The sequence below is a fragment of the Duganella sp. CF517 genome, assembly GCF_900110275.1.
GTDB lineage: Bacteria > Pseudomonadota > Gammaproteobacteria > Burkholderiales > Burkholderiaceae_D > Rugamonas.
In genome coordinates this window covers 1,408,995-1,424,400 of sequence record NZ_FODC01000001.1, presented here as the reverse complement: position 1 = coordinate 1,424,400, position 15,406 = coordinate 1,408,995, and the positions used below count along the sequence as shown (strand labels likewise).

Annotated in this window: 10 protein-coding genes; 7 read left to right on the top strand and 3 right to left on the bottom strand. The window is 67.7% G+C overall.

Annotated elements, in window-relative coordinates; genetic code table 11:
* Position 1 precedes the first annotated feature (1 nt).
* Together BMX85_RS06230 and BMX85_RS06225 are read left to right on the top strand one after the other, a co-directional pair.
* A complete protein-coding gene (locus BMX85_RS06230; RefSeq protein WP_090314766.1) occupies positions 2–478 on the top strand; it encodes a GNAT family N-acetyltransferase in 477 nt (158 codons plus the stop codon).
* A 125-nt stretch (positions 479–603) separates the two neighbouring features.
* Entirely contained in the window at positions 604–1,089 is a 486-nt protein-coding gene (locus BMX85_RS06225; protein WP_090314765.1) for a cyanophycin synthetase family protein, read from the top strand.
* Between the two features lie 57 nt (positions 1,090–1,146).
* On the opposite strand, the gene BMX85_RS06220 is transcribed toward BMX85_RS06225, so the two are convergent.
* A complete protein-coding gene (locus tag BMX85_RS06220) occupies positions 1,147–2,055 on the bottom strand; it encodes an MBL fold metallo-hydrolase (protein ID WP_090314764.1) in 909 nt (302 codons plus the stop codon).
* A gap of 245 nt (positions 2,056–2,300) precedes the next feature.
* On the opposite strand from BMX85_RS06220, the gene BMX85_RS06215 reads away from it, so the two are divergent.
* The 5 genes from BMX85_RS06215 (at position 2,301) to BMX85_RS06190 (ending at position 12,835) form a co-directional block, all read left to right on the top strand.
* Positions 2,301–3,935, top strand: a complete 1,635-nt coding sequence (locus BMX85_RS06215; RefSeq protein ID WP_090314762.1) for a GAF and HD-GYP domain-containing protein — start codon at positions 2,301–2,303, stop codon at positions 3,933–3,935.
* Positions 3,936–3,944: 9 nt separating this feature from the next.
* Entirely contained in the window at positions 3,945–6,218 is a 2,274-nt protein-coding gene (locus tag BMX85_RS06210; protein ID WP_090314761.1) for a CHASE2 domain-containing protein, read from the top strand.
* 267 nt (positions 6,219–6,485) lie between these two features.
* Complete coding sequence (locus BMX85_RS06205) at positions 6,486–8,081, top strand: ShlB/FhaC/HecB family hemolysin secretion/activation protein (protein WP_090315284.1); 1,596 nt, start codon at positions 6,486–6,488, stop codon at positions 8,079–8,081.
* 19 nt (positions 8,082–8,100) lie between these two features.
* Entirely contained in the window at positions 8,101–11,985 is a 3,885-nt protein-coding gene (locus BMX85_RS30900; protein WP_229210298.1) for a two-partner secretion domain-containing protein, read from the top strand.
* Entirely contained in the window at positions 11,954–12,835 is an 882-nt protein-coding gene (locus BMX85_RS06190; RefSeq protein ID WP_090314760.1) for a FecR family protein, read from the top strand. Before BMX85_RS30900 ends, BMX85_RS06190 begins: the two co-directional genes overlap by 32 nt.
* 30 nt (positions 12,836–12,865) lie before the next feature.
* On the opposite strand, the gene BMX85_RS06185 is transcribed toward BMX85_RS06190, so the two are convergent.
* Positions 12,866–14,137: an MFS transporter gene (locus tag BMX85_RS06185; protein WP_090314758.1), complete on the bottom strand. Its 1,272-nt coding sequence runs from the start codon at positions 14,135–14,137 to the stop codon at positions 12,866–12,868.
* Positions 14,134–15,351, bottom strand: a complete 1,218-nt coding sequence (locus BMX85_RS06180; RefSeq protein ID WP_229210331.1) for an SLC13 family permease — start codon at positions 15,349–15,351, stop codon at positions 14,134–14,136. The genes BMX85_RS06185 and BMX85_RS06180 overlap by 4 nt, the downstream gene beginning before the upstream one ends.
* Positions 15,352–15,406: the final 55 nt, after the last annotated feature.

The window sequence follows — 15,406 nt, the reverse complement described above, 5'->3', positions numbered from 1 at the left end:
CATGAACAAGCCGATCCCGACCATATCGCTCACGCCCGAAGATCCCGGCGCCGCCGACTGCCTGGCGTTGATGGAGGAGCTGTCGACGCTGCTCGAGCAGATCACCGGCGGCAACGGCAAGGCCTCGTTCGACGCCGACGACGTGCGCGGCCCGATGGCGCGCTTCGTGGTCGCGCGCGACGCCGCCGGCGTGGCGCAGGGCTGCGGCGCCTTCCGGCCGCTGGAGCCGGGCGTGGCCGAGATCAAGCGCATGTACGCGCGGCGCCACAGCAGCGGCATCGGCAGCGCCGTGCTGGCCTACCTGGAGCGCGAGGCGGCCGCGCTGGGCTACCAGGCGGTCTGGCTCGAGACGCGGCTGGTCAATCGGCGCGCGGTCGATTTTTACACCGCGCGCGGCTACGCGCGCATCGCCAACTACGGCAAGTACATCGGCAATCCGCTCGCTGTTTGCTTTGAGAAACAACTCCCCGGAAATTAACACCCGGGGCTTAGAAACGCCTTACGTGTAAGTTTCGTCTTACAAGCGTATGCTCCGCGCGCCGCTTCCGCGCGCGGCCGGTCGGGTTCAGAATATGGCCTGTTTCGTCAAAGGCCAGAAAAACCATGCGTATCATCGATCAGCGTTACCTCTCCAGCGACAACCGCTACTCCACCCAGCCTTGCCTGCTCAGCATTCTCGAAGTCGACGACGCGCCGGCCACGCCGGCCGCGCTGGCGTCGCTCGACCAGCGCCTGCTGGCGTTGCTGCCCGGCGTGCGCAGTCACTCCGGCCTGGTCGGCATGCGCGGCGACGACGTGCCGCAGATCGTGCGCGTGGTGCAGCAGGTGGCGTTGGAATTGCGCCGCCTGGCGCTCAACGAAGTGACGGTGGGGTTTGTCGGCGTGGTGCCGCGCATGCAGGGCCGTTACCGGCTGGTGCTGCCGTACGCGGCCAAGAACGCCGCCGCGCCGGCGCTGCGCATCGCCACCCAAATGGTCAGCGCGCTGCGCGCCGGCCGCGCCTTCAACCTGCCGGCCGCCGTGGCCCGCCTGCGCGCGCTGGCCGACCGCCGTTTGACGGCCCGTCCGGCGGTGGCGGCCGCCGCTTGATGCGGCCGGTCTAGCCCACACCTTTCGCGGGCGATCGATCCGATCGCCCGGATCGTTTTACCGCGCCCGATCGCCCAGCTCAACCTCCAACCCCTCGTACGCCAGCACCACCTTCAACCCGCCCAGCAGCGACGCGTGGCGGGCCAGCACGTCGGCGAACACCGCCTCCAGCTCGTCGTCGCCGCGGGTCGGTTCGTGATGGGTGCAATACAGGGTGCCGGCGCCGGTGCGCAGCGCCAGCGCGAACGCCGAGTCGAACGTGCCGTGTCCCCAACCCCGCTTGGCCGGATATTCTTCCCGCGTGTACGAGCAATCGACGATCAGCGCGTCGACGCCCATGGCCATGGCGTCGATGGCGGCGCTGCGCTCGCGCATCCAGCGCTCGTAAGCCGCCTGCTCCGGGTGGCCGTCCGGATGGATATTGTAAAAAGGCTCGTGGTCGCCGGTGAAGAACAGCGACTTGCCGTTGCATTCGATGCGGTAGCCCAGGTCGGTCACCGGATGGTTCATCACCACGTTGTTAACGGTGGCGTCGCCCACCCGCACCGCTTCGCCGACCGTCAGCGTGTGGTATTCGATGGTGGCGTCCATCTGCGTTTCGCTGACCGGGAAATAACTGTTCTGCAACTGCACGCCCATCACGTGCTCGATGCCGTTGCCGGTGACGGGGTCGGTGACGCCGTGCAGGCGCACCCGGCTGTCGCGCACGAACAGCGGTGTGAAGAACGGCAGCCCGTGGATATGGTCCCAATGGCTGTGGGTGATGAAAATGTTGGCGTGGATGGCGGCGGTTTTGTTTTGAATCAAGGATTGCGCGAGCGAAAACAGCCCGGTGCCGCCATCGATGATGATCAGCGTATCATCATCGGTGCGCACCTCGATGCAGGTGGTGTTGCCGCCATAGCGCGCGGTGCGCGGCCCCGGCGAGGGGATGGAGCCGCGTACGCCCCAAAATCTGAATTTCATGCTCGATCCCTAGTGATTTTTTTGTAATTTTTGCGCGTGCCGGCAACTTTTTTGTGCCTTGCCACCAACGGCCGATGATAGCTTTTTTTTTCCGCGCGGGGGCGAAACAGCACAAGAAAGCGCGCAGGCGCGCGGCGATTTTGCCGCACTGCACAGTTCTCCATGTACAACAGCTTGCGCTGCGGCTACACTCGACACTGCGTCGATGCCAGTCACTTTCCTTGAAACGGTAACAAAAAACAATCATGCATGAGTTGAATCAAACGCAGATTGCCCAGCGTCTCGACCAGTTGACGGAACTCAGCGTGGAGCTGGGCGGCACCCACGACACCGACTCACTGCTCGAGCGGATATTGATTGTCGCCAAAAGCATGACGAACGCCGACGGCGGCACCTTGTACCGCCCCAGCGCGGACAAGCGCTTCCTCAATTTCAATATCCTGTGGAACGACACCCTGGGCATGCGCCAGGGCGGCGCCCACGGCGCGCCGGTGAGCGCGCCATCGATTCCGTTGTACGACGCCGGCGGCGCCAAGAACCTGGCCTCGGTGGCGGCGTACGCGGCCCATTTCGGCGTCTCGGTCAATATCGAGGACGTCTACAAGGCCGACGTCTTCAACTTTTCCGGCATGGTCGATTTCGACCGCCAGCGCAACTACCATTCGCAATCGTTCCTGACCGTACCGATGAGCGACCACGAGGGCGAGCTGGTCGGCGTGCTGCAATTGATCAACGCCATCGACGCCGAGACCGGCGCCATCCGCGCGTTCTCGTCGACCGACCAGCGCTTCATCGAAGCCTTGGCCGCGCAGGCGGCGGTGGCGCTGACGCACCAGCGCCTGATCCGCCAACTGGAGGAACTGCTCGAAGCGCTGGTCAACCTGATCAACATCGGCATCGACGAGAAGTCGCCCTACACCGGCCGCCATTGCCAGTTCGTGCCGGAGCTGACGATGATGCTGGCCGAGGCTGTGCACGCCACCGAGACGGGCCCGATGGCCGGCTTCCGCATGACCGACGCCGACCGCAAGGAACTGTGGCTGGCCGGCCTGCTGCACGATTGCGGCAAGATCACCACGCCGGTGCACGTGGTCGACAAGGCCACCAAGCTCGAGACCATCAGCGACCGCATCACCACCATCGACACCCGCTTCGAGGTGCTGCTGCGCGACGCCGAAATCGCCGCGCTGAAGCAAAAGCTGGCCGCCGGCGCCGCCGCCGATCCCGCGCGGCTGGCCGCGATCGACGCCGCGCTGGCGCGCCGCCAGGGCGAGCTGCGCGACGAGCGCGACTTCATCCGCTTCGCCAACGTCGGCGCCGAGGCCATGTCGGCCGAGCACCAGCAACGCGTGCGGGCGATCGCCGCGCGCCGCTGGACCGGGCCGGACGGCGTCGAACAGGACTTCCTCGACGCCGACGAGGTGCTGAACCTGACCATCCGCTCGGGCACGCTGACCGAGGCCGAGCGCAAGATCATCAACAATCACATCGTCGTGACGATCCGCATGCTCGAGGCGCTGCCGTGGCCCAAGCACCTCAAGAACGTGCCCGAATACGCCGGCGGCCACCACGAGCGCATGGACGGCAAGGGCTATCCGCGCGGCCTGACCGGCGACCGCATGTCGGTGCAGGCGCGGCTGATGGCGATCGCCGACATCTTCGAGGCGCTCACGGCCAAGGACCGCCCGTACAAGAAGGGCAAGATGCTGTCGGAGTCGCTGCGCATCCTCGGCCAGTTCTCGCTCAACGGCCACATCGACCCGGACCTGTTCGATATTTTCATCCGCAGCAAGATCTATCTGGAGTTCGCCCGCCGCAACATGGACGAGAAACAGATCGACGTCATCGACGAAACGCTGATTCCCGGCTACCAACCGTAAGGAACACCCATGCCACAGTGGAGCCGGTGGAGCAGGACGCTGTTGAGGTCGGCCCCGCGCTGGCTGCTGGGGCTGCTCGTCACGGCGCTCGGCGCCGCCTACGCGCTCGGCTGGTACGACAACGGCACCGTCGCCCGGCTCGACAGCCTGATCGCCGGCGAGCGCATGAAGCTGCAGGCGCCGGTGCTCGATCCGCGCATCGTCATCGTCGACATCGACGGCAAGGCGCTGACCGAATTCGGCCGCTTCCCATGGGGCCGCGACATCCAGGCGCGGCTGGTCTCCCGGCTGACCCGGCACTACCAGGTGGGCGCGGTCGGCTACGATATCTCCTTTCCCGAGCCGGACACCAGTTCCGGCTACGGCGTGCTGGAACGACTGTCGGCCGGCGAGCTGAAGGACGTGCCGGCGCTGCGCGAACGGCTCGCGCAACTCAAGCCGGCGCTGGACTACGACGGCCTGTTCGCCGCCGCGCTGCAGGGCCAGCCGGTGGTGCTCGGCTTTAACCTGTCGCCGGACCAGGTCAAGGGCGCGCTGCCGGCGCCGCTGTTCAGCGAGCAGGAATTGAACGGCCGCGAACTGCTGGCCTATTCGGCCGACGGCTACGAGGCCAACGTCGCGCCGCTGGCGCGCGCGGCGGCCGGCGCCGGCAGCTTCTCGGTGGTCACCGATCCGGACGGCATCGTCCGCACGGCCGGCCTGATCCAGCAGGTCGGCGCCGATTACTATCCGTCGCTGTCGCTGGCCACGGCCGGCGTCTACCTCAAGGCGCGCGCCATCAAGCCCTTTCTCGACCGCACGGTCGACCGCATGTCGCAGAGCCAGCAGGACAGCGGCGGCTACGACTTCCTGTCGCTGTTCCTGCCCGGCGGCCAGCGCCTGATCCCGGTGGGCGAGGCGATGACGACGGTGATCCAGTTCCGCGGCGGCGGCGGGCCGCGCGGCGGCGCCTTCCGCTACGTGTCGGCGGCCGACGTGCTGACCGGGCGCGCGCCGGCCGCCGTGCTCAAGGGCGCGGTGGTGCTGATCGGCACCACCGCGCCGGGCCTGGTCGACCTGCGCGCCACGCCGGTCGGCCCCGAGTTTCCCGGTGTCGAGATCCACGCCAACATCATCAAGTCCATCCTCGACGACCAGTTCAAGGCGCGGCCGTTTTACGCCTTCGTGCTGGAGGCCGGGCTGATCCTGCTGGCCGGGCTGGCGCTGACGTTCGCGCTGCCGGCGCTGGCGCCGTTGCAGGCCATCGCGCTGGGCGCGGCCGCGCTGGCCGCCAGCGTCGGCCTCAACTACTACCTGTACAGCGCGCGCGACCTGCTGTTCAACCTGGCGATGCAGCTGATCGTCATCGCCGCCATCTTCGTGTTCAACGTCGCGTGGGGCTACTTCTTCGAGGTGCGCAAGGGCAGGGCGCTGGTGTCGCGCTTCGGCGAATACGTCGCCCCCGAACTGGTGGCCGAGATGGCCGCCAATCCCGAGCAATACAATATGGACGGCGAAAGCCGCGAGCTGACGGTGCTGTTCGTCGACGTGCGCGGCTTCACCACCATTTCCGAGGGCCTGACGCCGAAGGCGCTGCGCGAATACATCAACCTGTACCTGACGGCGATGTCGGAGGACATCCGCGACAGCCATCGCGGCACGCTCGACAAATACATCGGCGACGCCGTCATGGCGTTCTGGGGCGCCCCGGTGGCCTTCGCCGACCACGCCCGGCGCGCCGTCGCCACCTCGCTGCTGATGCAGGCCAGCGCGCGGCGCCTCAACGACGACTTCGTCGCGCGCGGCTGGCCGCCGCTGAAGATCGGCATCGGCCTGAACACCGGCCTGATGCACGTGGGCGACATGGGCTCCAAGATCCGCCGCGCCTATACCGTCATGGGCGACGCGGTCAACCTCGGCGCCCGGCTCGAGGGCATCACCAAGGTCTACGGCGTCGGCATCGCGGTCGGCGCGGCCACGCGCGCGGCGGCGCCGGAATTCGCCTACCGCGAACTGGACCTGGTGCGGGTCAAGGGCAAGCGCGAGCCGGTCGCCATCTTCGAGCCGCTGGCGCCGGTGAACGAGCTGGACGCGGCCAGCGCCGCCGGCCTGGCGCGCTGGCACGAGGCGCTGGCCGCCGTGCGGGGGCAACAGTGGGATAGAGCCATGTCAATAATTGCCCAATTGCATGATTTATCGCCGGATGATCGCCTGTACTCGCTATACACTGAACGCATCGCCTACTACCGCGCCCACCCTCCGGGCGACGCTTGGGACGGCGTGACGACGTTCGACAACAAGTAATACGAAAAATGCAATGATAATCGGTGCGCAATGATCGCGCGCGCCGCCCGCCACGGCATGCCGCCGGCGCCGTCGCTCGCCAAGAAAACCTACTGCAACCAGGTCGCACCGAAATCCAACACCGGCGGGCGCGATTTAACAATTGATACTTGCAATTCGGCATCTTTCTTTGTGGAACATGTTAACATCGGGGTTGTGACGAAGCCAGGGAGTGTCGAACAATTAACATTTCCTGCGATGACAGCGACAGAGAACCAAGAGCCGATGATGACCGAAAGTTTCCCCCGCCTGCTAGCGAGCGCCCTGCTTGCCCTGACCGTGTCCACGGCCTGGGCGGGGGAGCCCGCGAGCGACAGCGCCGCCATCCGTTTCGATATCGCCCGTTTCGATGTCCAGGGCAATACGCTGCTGGCGCCGGGCCGGATCGGACAATTGCTGGCGCCGTTCACGGGCGACGCGCGCGACTTCGGCGACGTCCAGCGCGCGCTCGAGGCGCTCGAGGGCGCCTACCACGCGCTGGGCTACAACGTCGTCACCGTCGGGTTGCCCGAGCAGGAACTGGACCGTGGCGTGGTGCTGCTGCGCGTGGTCGAAACCAAGGTCGGCCGCGTCAGCGTCAAGAACAACCAGTACTTCGACGAAGCCAACATCCGCCGCGCGCTGCCGGCGCTGCAGGAGGGCCGCACGCCCAATCTGCAGGCGGTCTCGGCCAACCTCAGGCAAGGCAACGAGAATCCGTCCAAGCAGGTCACGCTCAAGCTGCAGGGCGGCGAGAAGGACGATGAAGTCGACGCCGTGCTGGAGGTCAAGGACGAGCGCGTTTGGAAGGCGATGGCCAACGCCGACAACACCGGCACCCGGCAGACCGGCAAAACGCATCTGGGCTTCATCCTGCAGAACGCCAACCTGTTCGGCCTCGACCATGTGGCCTCGCTGCAGTACACCACCTCGGCCGAGGAGCCGGGCCGGGTCAAGGTCTACGGCGCCGGCTACCACATTCCGCTGTACGCGCTGGGCGATTCGCTGGACTTCTTCGCCAGCTATTCCAACGTCGATTCCGGCACCGTGTCGGCCGGCTTGTTCGACCTGGCCGTCAGCGGCCGGGGCGCCGTCTACGGCGCGCGCTACAACCAGTCGCTGGCCAAGCGCGGCGAGCTCGACTCCCGCCTGACCTACGGCGTCGACGTCAAGGCGTTCAAGAACAACGTCGAGCTGGTCGGCCAGCAGTTGGGCAACCTCGGCAACGACGTCACCGTGCATCCGCTGAGCATCGCCTGGAGCGGCAACCTGCCGTTGAAGTCGGGCGAAATCGGCGGCCAGATCACGCTGGTACGCAACATCTCCGGCGGCGCCAAGGGCGGCCAGCGCGACTTCACGCTGGCGCGCACCGGCGCCAAGGCCGACTACACCGTGCTGCGCCTGGGCGGCAGCGTGACGTGGGCGCTGGCCGACGACTGGCAGCTGCGCGCCATCGCCAACGGCCAATACACACGCGACGCGCTGATCCCCGGCGAGCAGTTCGGCGCCGGCGGCGCCACCTCGGTGCGCGGCTTCGTCGAACGCGAGGTGTCCAACGACAGCGGCGTCGCCGTCAACCTGGAGGCGTACACGCCCAACCTGTGCACCCGCCAGGGCTGGAACTGCCGCCTGCTCGGCTTCGCCGACAACGCCTATGTCAAGCGCAACCGTGCGTTGCCGGGCGAGCTGCAAAGCACCTCGATCGGTAGCGCCGGCGTGGGCGCGCGCCTGCTGCTGTCGACCTACGTCAACCTGCAACTCGACTATGGCCACGTGCTGCGCGCCGGCGCCACCGGCCGTGCCGACGCCAACCGCCTGCACCTGCGCCTCGGCCTCGCTTACTGAACGCCCTGAAGGAACCTATATGACCAGCCACCACACCCGCTCCAGCCGCCGTCCCAGCCGCCTGCCGTCGTCCGCGAAGTTGCGCCGCAAGGCGCTGGCCGTGCTGGTGGCGGCCGCCTTCGGCACGGCCCACGCCAGTCCGGTGGCGCCGAGCGTGGTGCACGGCGCGGCGAGCTTCAGCCAGCAGGGCAACGTGTATTCGATCACCAACACGCCCAACACCATCATCGACTGGCGCAGTTTCTCGGTCAACGCGGGCGAGGTCACCCGCTTCATCCAGCAAAGCGCCGACAGCAAGGTCCTGAACCGCATCACCGGCCAGGACCCGAGCCGCATCCTGGGCTCGCTGCAGTCGAACGGCAAGGTGTTCCTGATCAATCCGAACGGCGTGCTGTTCGGCGCCGGCGCGCGGGTCGACGTCAACGGCCTGGTCGCCTCCAGCCTGGCGATCTCCAACGCCGATTTCCTGGCCGGCAAACACAACTTCGCCGGCGGCGCCGACGCGGGCAAGGTCGTCAACCAGGGCGCGCTCACCACGCCCGCCGGCGGACAGATCTTCCTGATCGCGCCGGCCGTGGAAAACAGCGGCGTCATCTCGTCGCCCAACGGCGACGTGGTGCTGGCGGCCGGCCACAGCGTGCAGCTGTTCGATTCCAGCGATCCGAACGTGCAAGTGGTGGTTTCGGCGCCGGCCGACCAGGCGCTCAACCTGGGCAGCATCGTCGCCCGGGGCGGGCGCGTCGGCGTGTACGGCGCTCTGGTCAACCAGCGCGGCGCGATCAACGCCGACAGCGCCGTGCGCGGCGAGCGCGGCCAGATCGTGCTCAAGGCGAGCGGCACCACCCTGCTGGAGGCGGGCAGCGTCACCAGCGCGGTCGGCGGCAACCTCAATACCGGCGGCGATATCCGCCTGCTGGGCGAACGGGTCGGCCTGACCGGCAACGCCGTGGTCGACGCCGGCGGCGCGGCCGGCGGCGGCACGGTGCTGGCCGGTGGCGACTACCAGGGCAAGAACGCGGCGCTGCCGAACGCGCGCCAGACCTTTGTCGGACGCGACGCGACGATCAGCGCCGACGCCGGCGCCAGCGGCGACGGCGGCAAGGTGGTGGTGTGGAGCGACGAGGCGACCCGCATGTACGGCGCCGTATCGGCGCGCGGCGGGGCGCAGGGCGGCGCCGGCGGCCTGATCGAAACCTCGGGCCATTATCTTGATGTGGCGGGCGCGCGCGTGGACGCCGGCGCGGTGGCCGGGGGCAAGCACGGCACCTGGCTGCTCGACCCGTTCGACATCGTCGTCATCAAGGATTCCAACATCCAGACCCCGCTGTCGGAGTTGACGCCGTTCGGCCAGGCCGCCAGCGACGTGACCGAGGTCGACTCCGGCGCCCTGAGCGGCGCCACCGCCAACGTGGTGCTGCAGGCGCGCAACGATATCACCTTCGGCGCGGCGATTCACAATAGCAACAGCGGCGTCAGCCTCACGGCCCAGGCGGGCAACGACATCCACGTCAACGCCGCGCTGGCGATGACCGGCGAAGTCCGCCTGACGGCCAACGACGACGCCGCCGGCACCGCCAGCGGCAGCGGCGCCGTGACGATCGCCTCGCTGGGCGGCGCGACCACGCTCGACAGCCGTGGCCACACCATCTCGTTGAGCGGTCGCGCCGTCAACGTCAACGGCAAGGTCGACGCCGGCGCCGTCGGCAACCTGGCGCTCGAAGCGAACAACGTCGCGCTGGGCGACAACGCCACCGTCACCGGCGGCGATATCAGCATCAAGGCCCGTACGCTGGCGCTGGGCGGCGGCGCCCATATCAGCGGCCAGGGCGGCGCGTCGCAAGTGCTGATCACGTCGCTCGGCGATGTCAACGTCGGCAGCGGCGCGCATGGCAACGGCAACGGCAGCGACGCGATGGCCGTGAGCGAGGACGCGCTCAAGAAAATCGCCAACGCCGACGTCACCATCGCCAGCGCCAGTGCCGGCGGCGTGGTCGCGGTGACCGGCTCGCTCAACCTGACCGGTTCGAGCGGCTACGTCCGCAACCTGACGCTGGGCTCGGGCCCCACCGGCAAGGTGCTGGTCGACGCGGCCACCCGGATCAACGGCACGCTGACGTTGAACGCGCTGGAGGTGAACGTCAACGCCGCGACCCGCGCCGACACGGTGGCGATCGCGGCCAACGCGCTCGACTTGACCGCCAACGTGACGGCCAACCTGGCCAGCATCCGGCCGGCCACCGGCGGCTACCATATCGAACTGGGCGCCGATTCCTGCGTCAACACGGCCAGCTGCCTGCTGGTCCGGGATATCCGCTATCTGAAGACGCCGATTTTGGTGATCGGCAGCCAGGACGCCGGACATAACGTGACCGGCATCGCCGTCGCCGGGATTGCCACCACCGGTTCCTCGGCGGCGCAGCGAGACGCCGGCACCACCCGCATCGCGCTGTTGAGCAACGGCGGCGCCATCACGCAAACCGGCGCGATCAACGTGGAAAACCTGGCGGTGGCCAATGCGGGCGACATCACGCTGACCCACGCCGGCAACCGGGTGGTCAACCTGGCGGCGTCGCAGCGGGGCGCCGGCAATGATTTTACGTTCAAGAACAGCTTCAGCACGGGCATCGCCACGCAGATCGGTGGCGATCTGTACAGGATCAGCGGCATCGATAGCGATGGCGACGTGACGTTGGACGTGGTTGGCGCCATCACCACGGCCGGCGGCATCAATGGCGCGCCCATCATCGCCAACCATCTGACGATGGCCGCCACCGGCGGCATCGGCTCGGTGGCGACGCCTTTGCGGACCAAGGTTTCGCAACTGTCGGCGGTCAACCGCGCCGGCGTTGGCGCGAGGGCGCCGATCAATATCGCCAATGTTAACAACACCGCGCATGCGGACACCTTGACGGTGACGAGGGCGCAGCAGGTCTCGGTCCTCGGTGACAACAACGGCGCGATTACCATCGATAACACCGGAGCGATGCTGGTCGCCGCCGCGCCGTCGCCGCTGGTGGACGGCATGCATGGCGTGTGGACCAGCACCGGCGACATCACGCTGCAAACCCATAGCCCGTTGACGATCGAGGGGACGGTTAATACCATCTTTGGCGACATCATCCTGGCGGCGGGCGATAGCTATGATGAGAGCAATACGATGACTTTCGGTGGCGGGTCGCGCGTGACCTCGGCCGGCGGCTCGGTGACTATGACGGCGACCAATTTTATTTTCGCCCCGGGCAACTTCGTGGACGGCTCAAATCGCGGCTACAAGCAGATTACGCATACGGCGCCGACGCCGACGCCGACGCCAACGCCAACGCCAACGCCAACGCCAACGCCAACGCCAACGCCAACGCCAACGCCGGACCCTACGCCGACACCAACCCCGACGCCGACGCCTGATCCGACGCCGACACCGACGCCGACACCGACGCCGACACCTGACCCGACGCCGATGCCTACGCCTGAACCGACGCCAACGCCGACACCGACGCCAACGCCAACGCCAACCCCGACGCCGACGCCAACGCCGACGCCAACGCCAACGCCAACGCCGACGCCAACGCCAACGCCAACGCCAACGCCGACGCCAACGCCGACGCCAACGCCAACGCCAACGCCAACACCGGCATCCGCGGATATTTGCATCGTCGCACCGAATTCAGCGCTATGCCAGGTGTTATCGCCGCCAAGCGCGAGCGAGCCGGTCAAGCCGGCGCTGCTGGCCAGCACCGAAGTCATCAAGACGGTCAGCCGCAGTACGGCCGCGCCGTCGCCCGCAGCCGACGATAAAGCCGACGAACCATTGTCGAGCGAACCGAAGGCGCAAAGCAGCAGCACCACCACCACCGAAAACACCGGAAAACAAAATGTCCCTGCCAAAAAAACCTACTGCAACTAGGCATGTTGCAACCAAGAGTCTGATCAAGGGTCTGATGCTGCTGGTGTTTTGCTGCGTGGCCGGCGCCGGTTGGGCGGCGCAGGTGGCCGGCACCATCACGCAGCTCAGCGGCCCCTTGCTTGCCAAGAAGGCCGATGGCGCGGTGCGGGTGCTGTCGCTGCGCTCGGAAGTGGAAAGCGGCGACACGCTGATGACGGAGAAAAACACCTACGCGCTGGTCAAGTTCGTCGACAACAGCGAAATCACGCTCAAGCCGGGGACCACGTTCAAGGTCGAAAACTTCGCCTTCGACGCCGGCAAGCCCGACGGCGACCAAGCCTCGTTCAGCCTGGTCAAAGGAGGCCTGCGCTCGGTCACCGGCCTGCTGGGAAAACGCAACAAGGAAAAGTTCTCGATGAAGACGCCGAGCGCCACTATCGGCATACGCGGCACCACCTTCATCGCCGACGTGGTCGAACCATCCGCCGAAGAAGTCGCGGTGGCGGTGGCCACGCGCGAGGCGTACTTGATGGCCAGCACGGCGTCGCTGGACGCTCTCGCGGCGCCGCTGAAACCGCTGATGCTGGCGCAGGGACCGACCCCGCCGCCAACCTCGGGCGGCGCGCTGCCGGCCGGTTTGTATGTGAACGTCCTCGACGGCATGATCAATGTGAGCAACCCCGCCGGCGCACTGAACTTCAGCGCCGGCCAGTTCGGCTACACGCGCAACAACGTGATGCCGCCGGTGATGGTGCCGAACAACCCGGGAATCAAGTTCGCGCCGCCCCCCGCATTCAGCAGCAACACGACAACCTCGGCTTCGGGTGCCAATGCCCCGAAACCGGCGGCGGTCGACTGCGAAGTCCGGTAGCCCGCCGCGCCGCCAGCATCCGACAAGCCGTTAGCGGCCGTCGTCGCCGCGCCGCATCGGCACGAACGCCGCCAACGCCGCCAGCGCGACGGCGCCGTGCAGCAGATAAGTGACCGGATAGCCGTGGCGCGCCACCAAATAGCCGGCCACCACATTGCTGGAGGCCGCGCCCAAACCCTGTACCATCATCACCGCCGCCAACGCCAGGTTGAAGTGGCCGCTGCCGCGCGTGAGCCGCTCGACCAGGAAAGGCGTCAGGATGCCGAGCAGGCCGACGCCCACGCCGTCGAGCAGCTGCGCCGGATAAATCATGGCGAAGTCGGAGAATGCCCAGGCCAGCACCCCGCGCAGTGGCAGCGTGAGCATGGCCAGCACCACCGCCGGCCGAACCAGGCCGCGCTTGATAATCCACGGCGCCGCCAGTGCGGCGGCCAGCGCCGCCAGTTGCGACACCATGGTGATCACCGCCGTGGTCTCGAACGGTTTTTGCATCTGCACGGCGAATTGCTGCGCGATCAGCCGCGCCAGCGGCGCGTTCCCGAAGTGGAACAGCAGCAGCGACACGCTCAATAGCAGCAGTGGTTTGTTGTGATACAGCGCGCTCAGTGGCGACGCCTTTGCGCCGCCTTGCGCGCCGGTGTCCTTGCCGGCGGCCGCCATGCCGCGCGCGGCCGCGTGATCGATGGCCCCCGGCGAGATCGCCAGCGTGGCGGCGATGGCGGCCACCGTCGTGACCAGCATCAGCGCCGCCACGCCGGGCAGGCCGAACCAGACGCTGGCGGCCCAGGTGCCGCCCAGCAGCACGATATTGCCGGCATGGTTGTAGGCCTCGTTCTTGCCAAGCTGCGCGCCGAAACGGTCGCCACCGACCACACCCAGTGTGATGCCGACCAGCGCTGGCATGATCAGCACGCCCGCCACCGCCGCCAGCGCCTGGCTGCCGAACACCATCCAGCGATCGGGAAACGCGATGCACAGGAACGCGCCCAGCGTGATCAGCGCCACCGGCAACACGATCATGGCCCGCTTGTGGCGGCTGCGGTCGGCCAGCGCGCCGGCGGGCAGGCCGGCCAGCAGGCCGATCACGCCGCACGCCGTCGCCAGCACGCCCAGGTCCATCGACTGCCAGCCTTTTGTGCTCAGGTAGGCGTCCAGGAACGGACCGAGGCCGTCGCGCGCGTCGGCCAGGAAAAAATTCAACATGGCGAGCGCCATCAGGCTGGCGCCCGCCGGGGCGGCGTGCGTGTTCGCGGTGCTCGCCGCGTTGTCGGCGCCGGCGGGCAGGGCGCGTGGCGCCGTCATGACCGCACCCACAGCAATGCGAGCGCCGCCGCCAGCCCGGCCGGCATCACCACTAAGCCCAAGCGCAGGAAGCGCCACGCGCCCACGTGCAGGCCTTCGCGCCTGAGCGCCGTCAGCCACAAGATCGTCGCCAGCGAGCCGCTCACCGATAGATTCGGCCCCAGGTCGATGCCGATCAGGGCCGCCGCGCGCAGCGCGCCATCGGCGTTCACATGGTCCAGGGTGGCGGCGCCCAGCAGGCCGGCGGGCAGGTTGTTGACGAGGTTGCACGCGACCGCCAGCAGCGCGCCGGTGAGATTGCCGGCGTTGTCCGGCCAACGCGCTTGCAGCGACTGGAGCTGCGCGGCCAGCGTCGCCACCACGCCGTGCTGCTGCAACGCCTCGATCAGCACGAACAGCCCCGCCACCATCAGCAAGACATCCCATGACAGTGCGCGCAAGGTCGCCACCGGCGCGGCGTAGCCCGTGCGTGTGCTGACGCTCACCAGCAGCAGCGCGGCCACCGCCGCAGCCAGGGTGACCGGCCCGAGCGCCAGGCCGAGCGCCGAGGCCACCGCCAGCAGCAGCGCCGTGCCGGACAAGGCGCCGACCGTCAGGCGGCCGGGTGTCGTCAGCTGCGGCACCTCGACATCGCGCCGGATCGTTGTCGTGAGCTCGCCGCGCAGCAGCAGATACAAGGCAACGCCGGTGGCGATGATCGCGCCCAGCGACGGCAGCAGGAACAGCGACAGCCATTGTCCCAGCGCGGGCATATGCTCGCCGAACATCACCAGGTTGGCGGGGTTGGAGACCGGCAGCACGAAGCTGGCGGCGTTGGCGACGAAGGCGCATATGAACAAATACGGCAGCGGCGGGGCGCCGACCGCGCGCGCCACCGCGTACACTGCTGGGGTCAGCACCACGGCGGTGGCGTCGTTCGACAGCAGCACCGTGACCACCGTGCCGGCCAGGTAGACCAGTAAAAAAAGGCGGTGGCCGGAGCCGGCGGCGGCGCGGGCGGTATGCGCAGCCAGCCAGTCGAAGACGCCGTGGCGGCGTCCCATTTCGGCCAGCAGCATCATGCCGGCCAAAAACAGGTATACGTCCCAGCCGCGCGCGGCGCCGCCGACAATGCTGGCCGGGTCGATCAGCTGGAACAGCGCCAGTGCCAGCACCGCCAAGGCCGCCCAAACCGCTTCCGGCACGCGCCAGGGCCGCAACACGATGCCGGCCATCGTCAGGCCTGTGATGATCCACAATATATTTTCAGTCGCCACGCGTCGGTGCTCC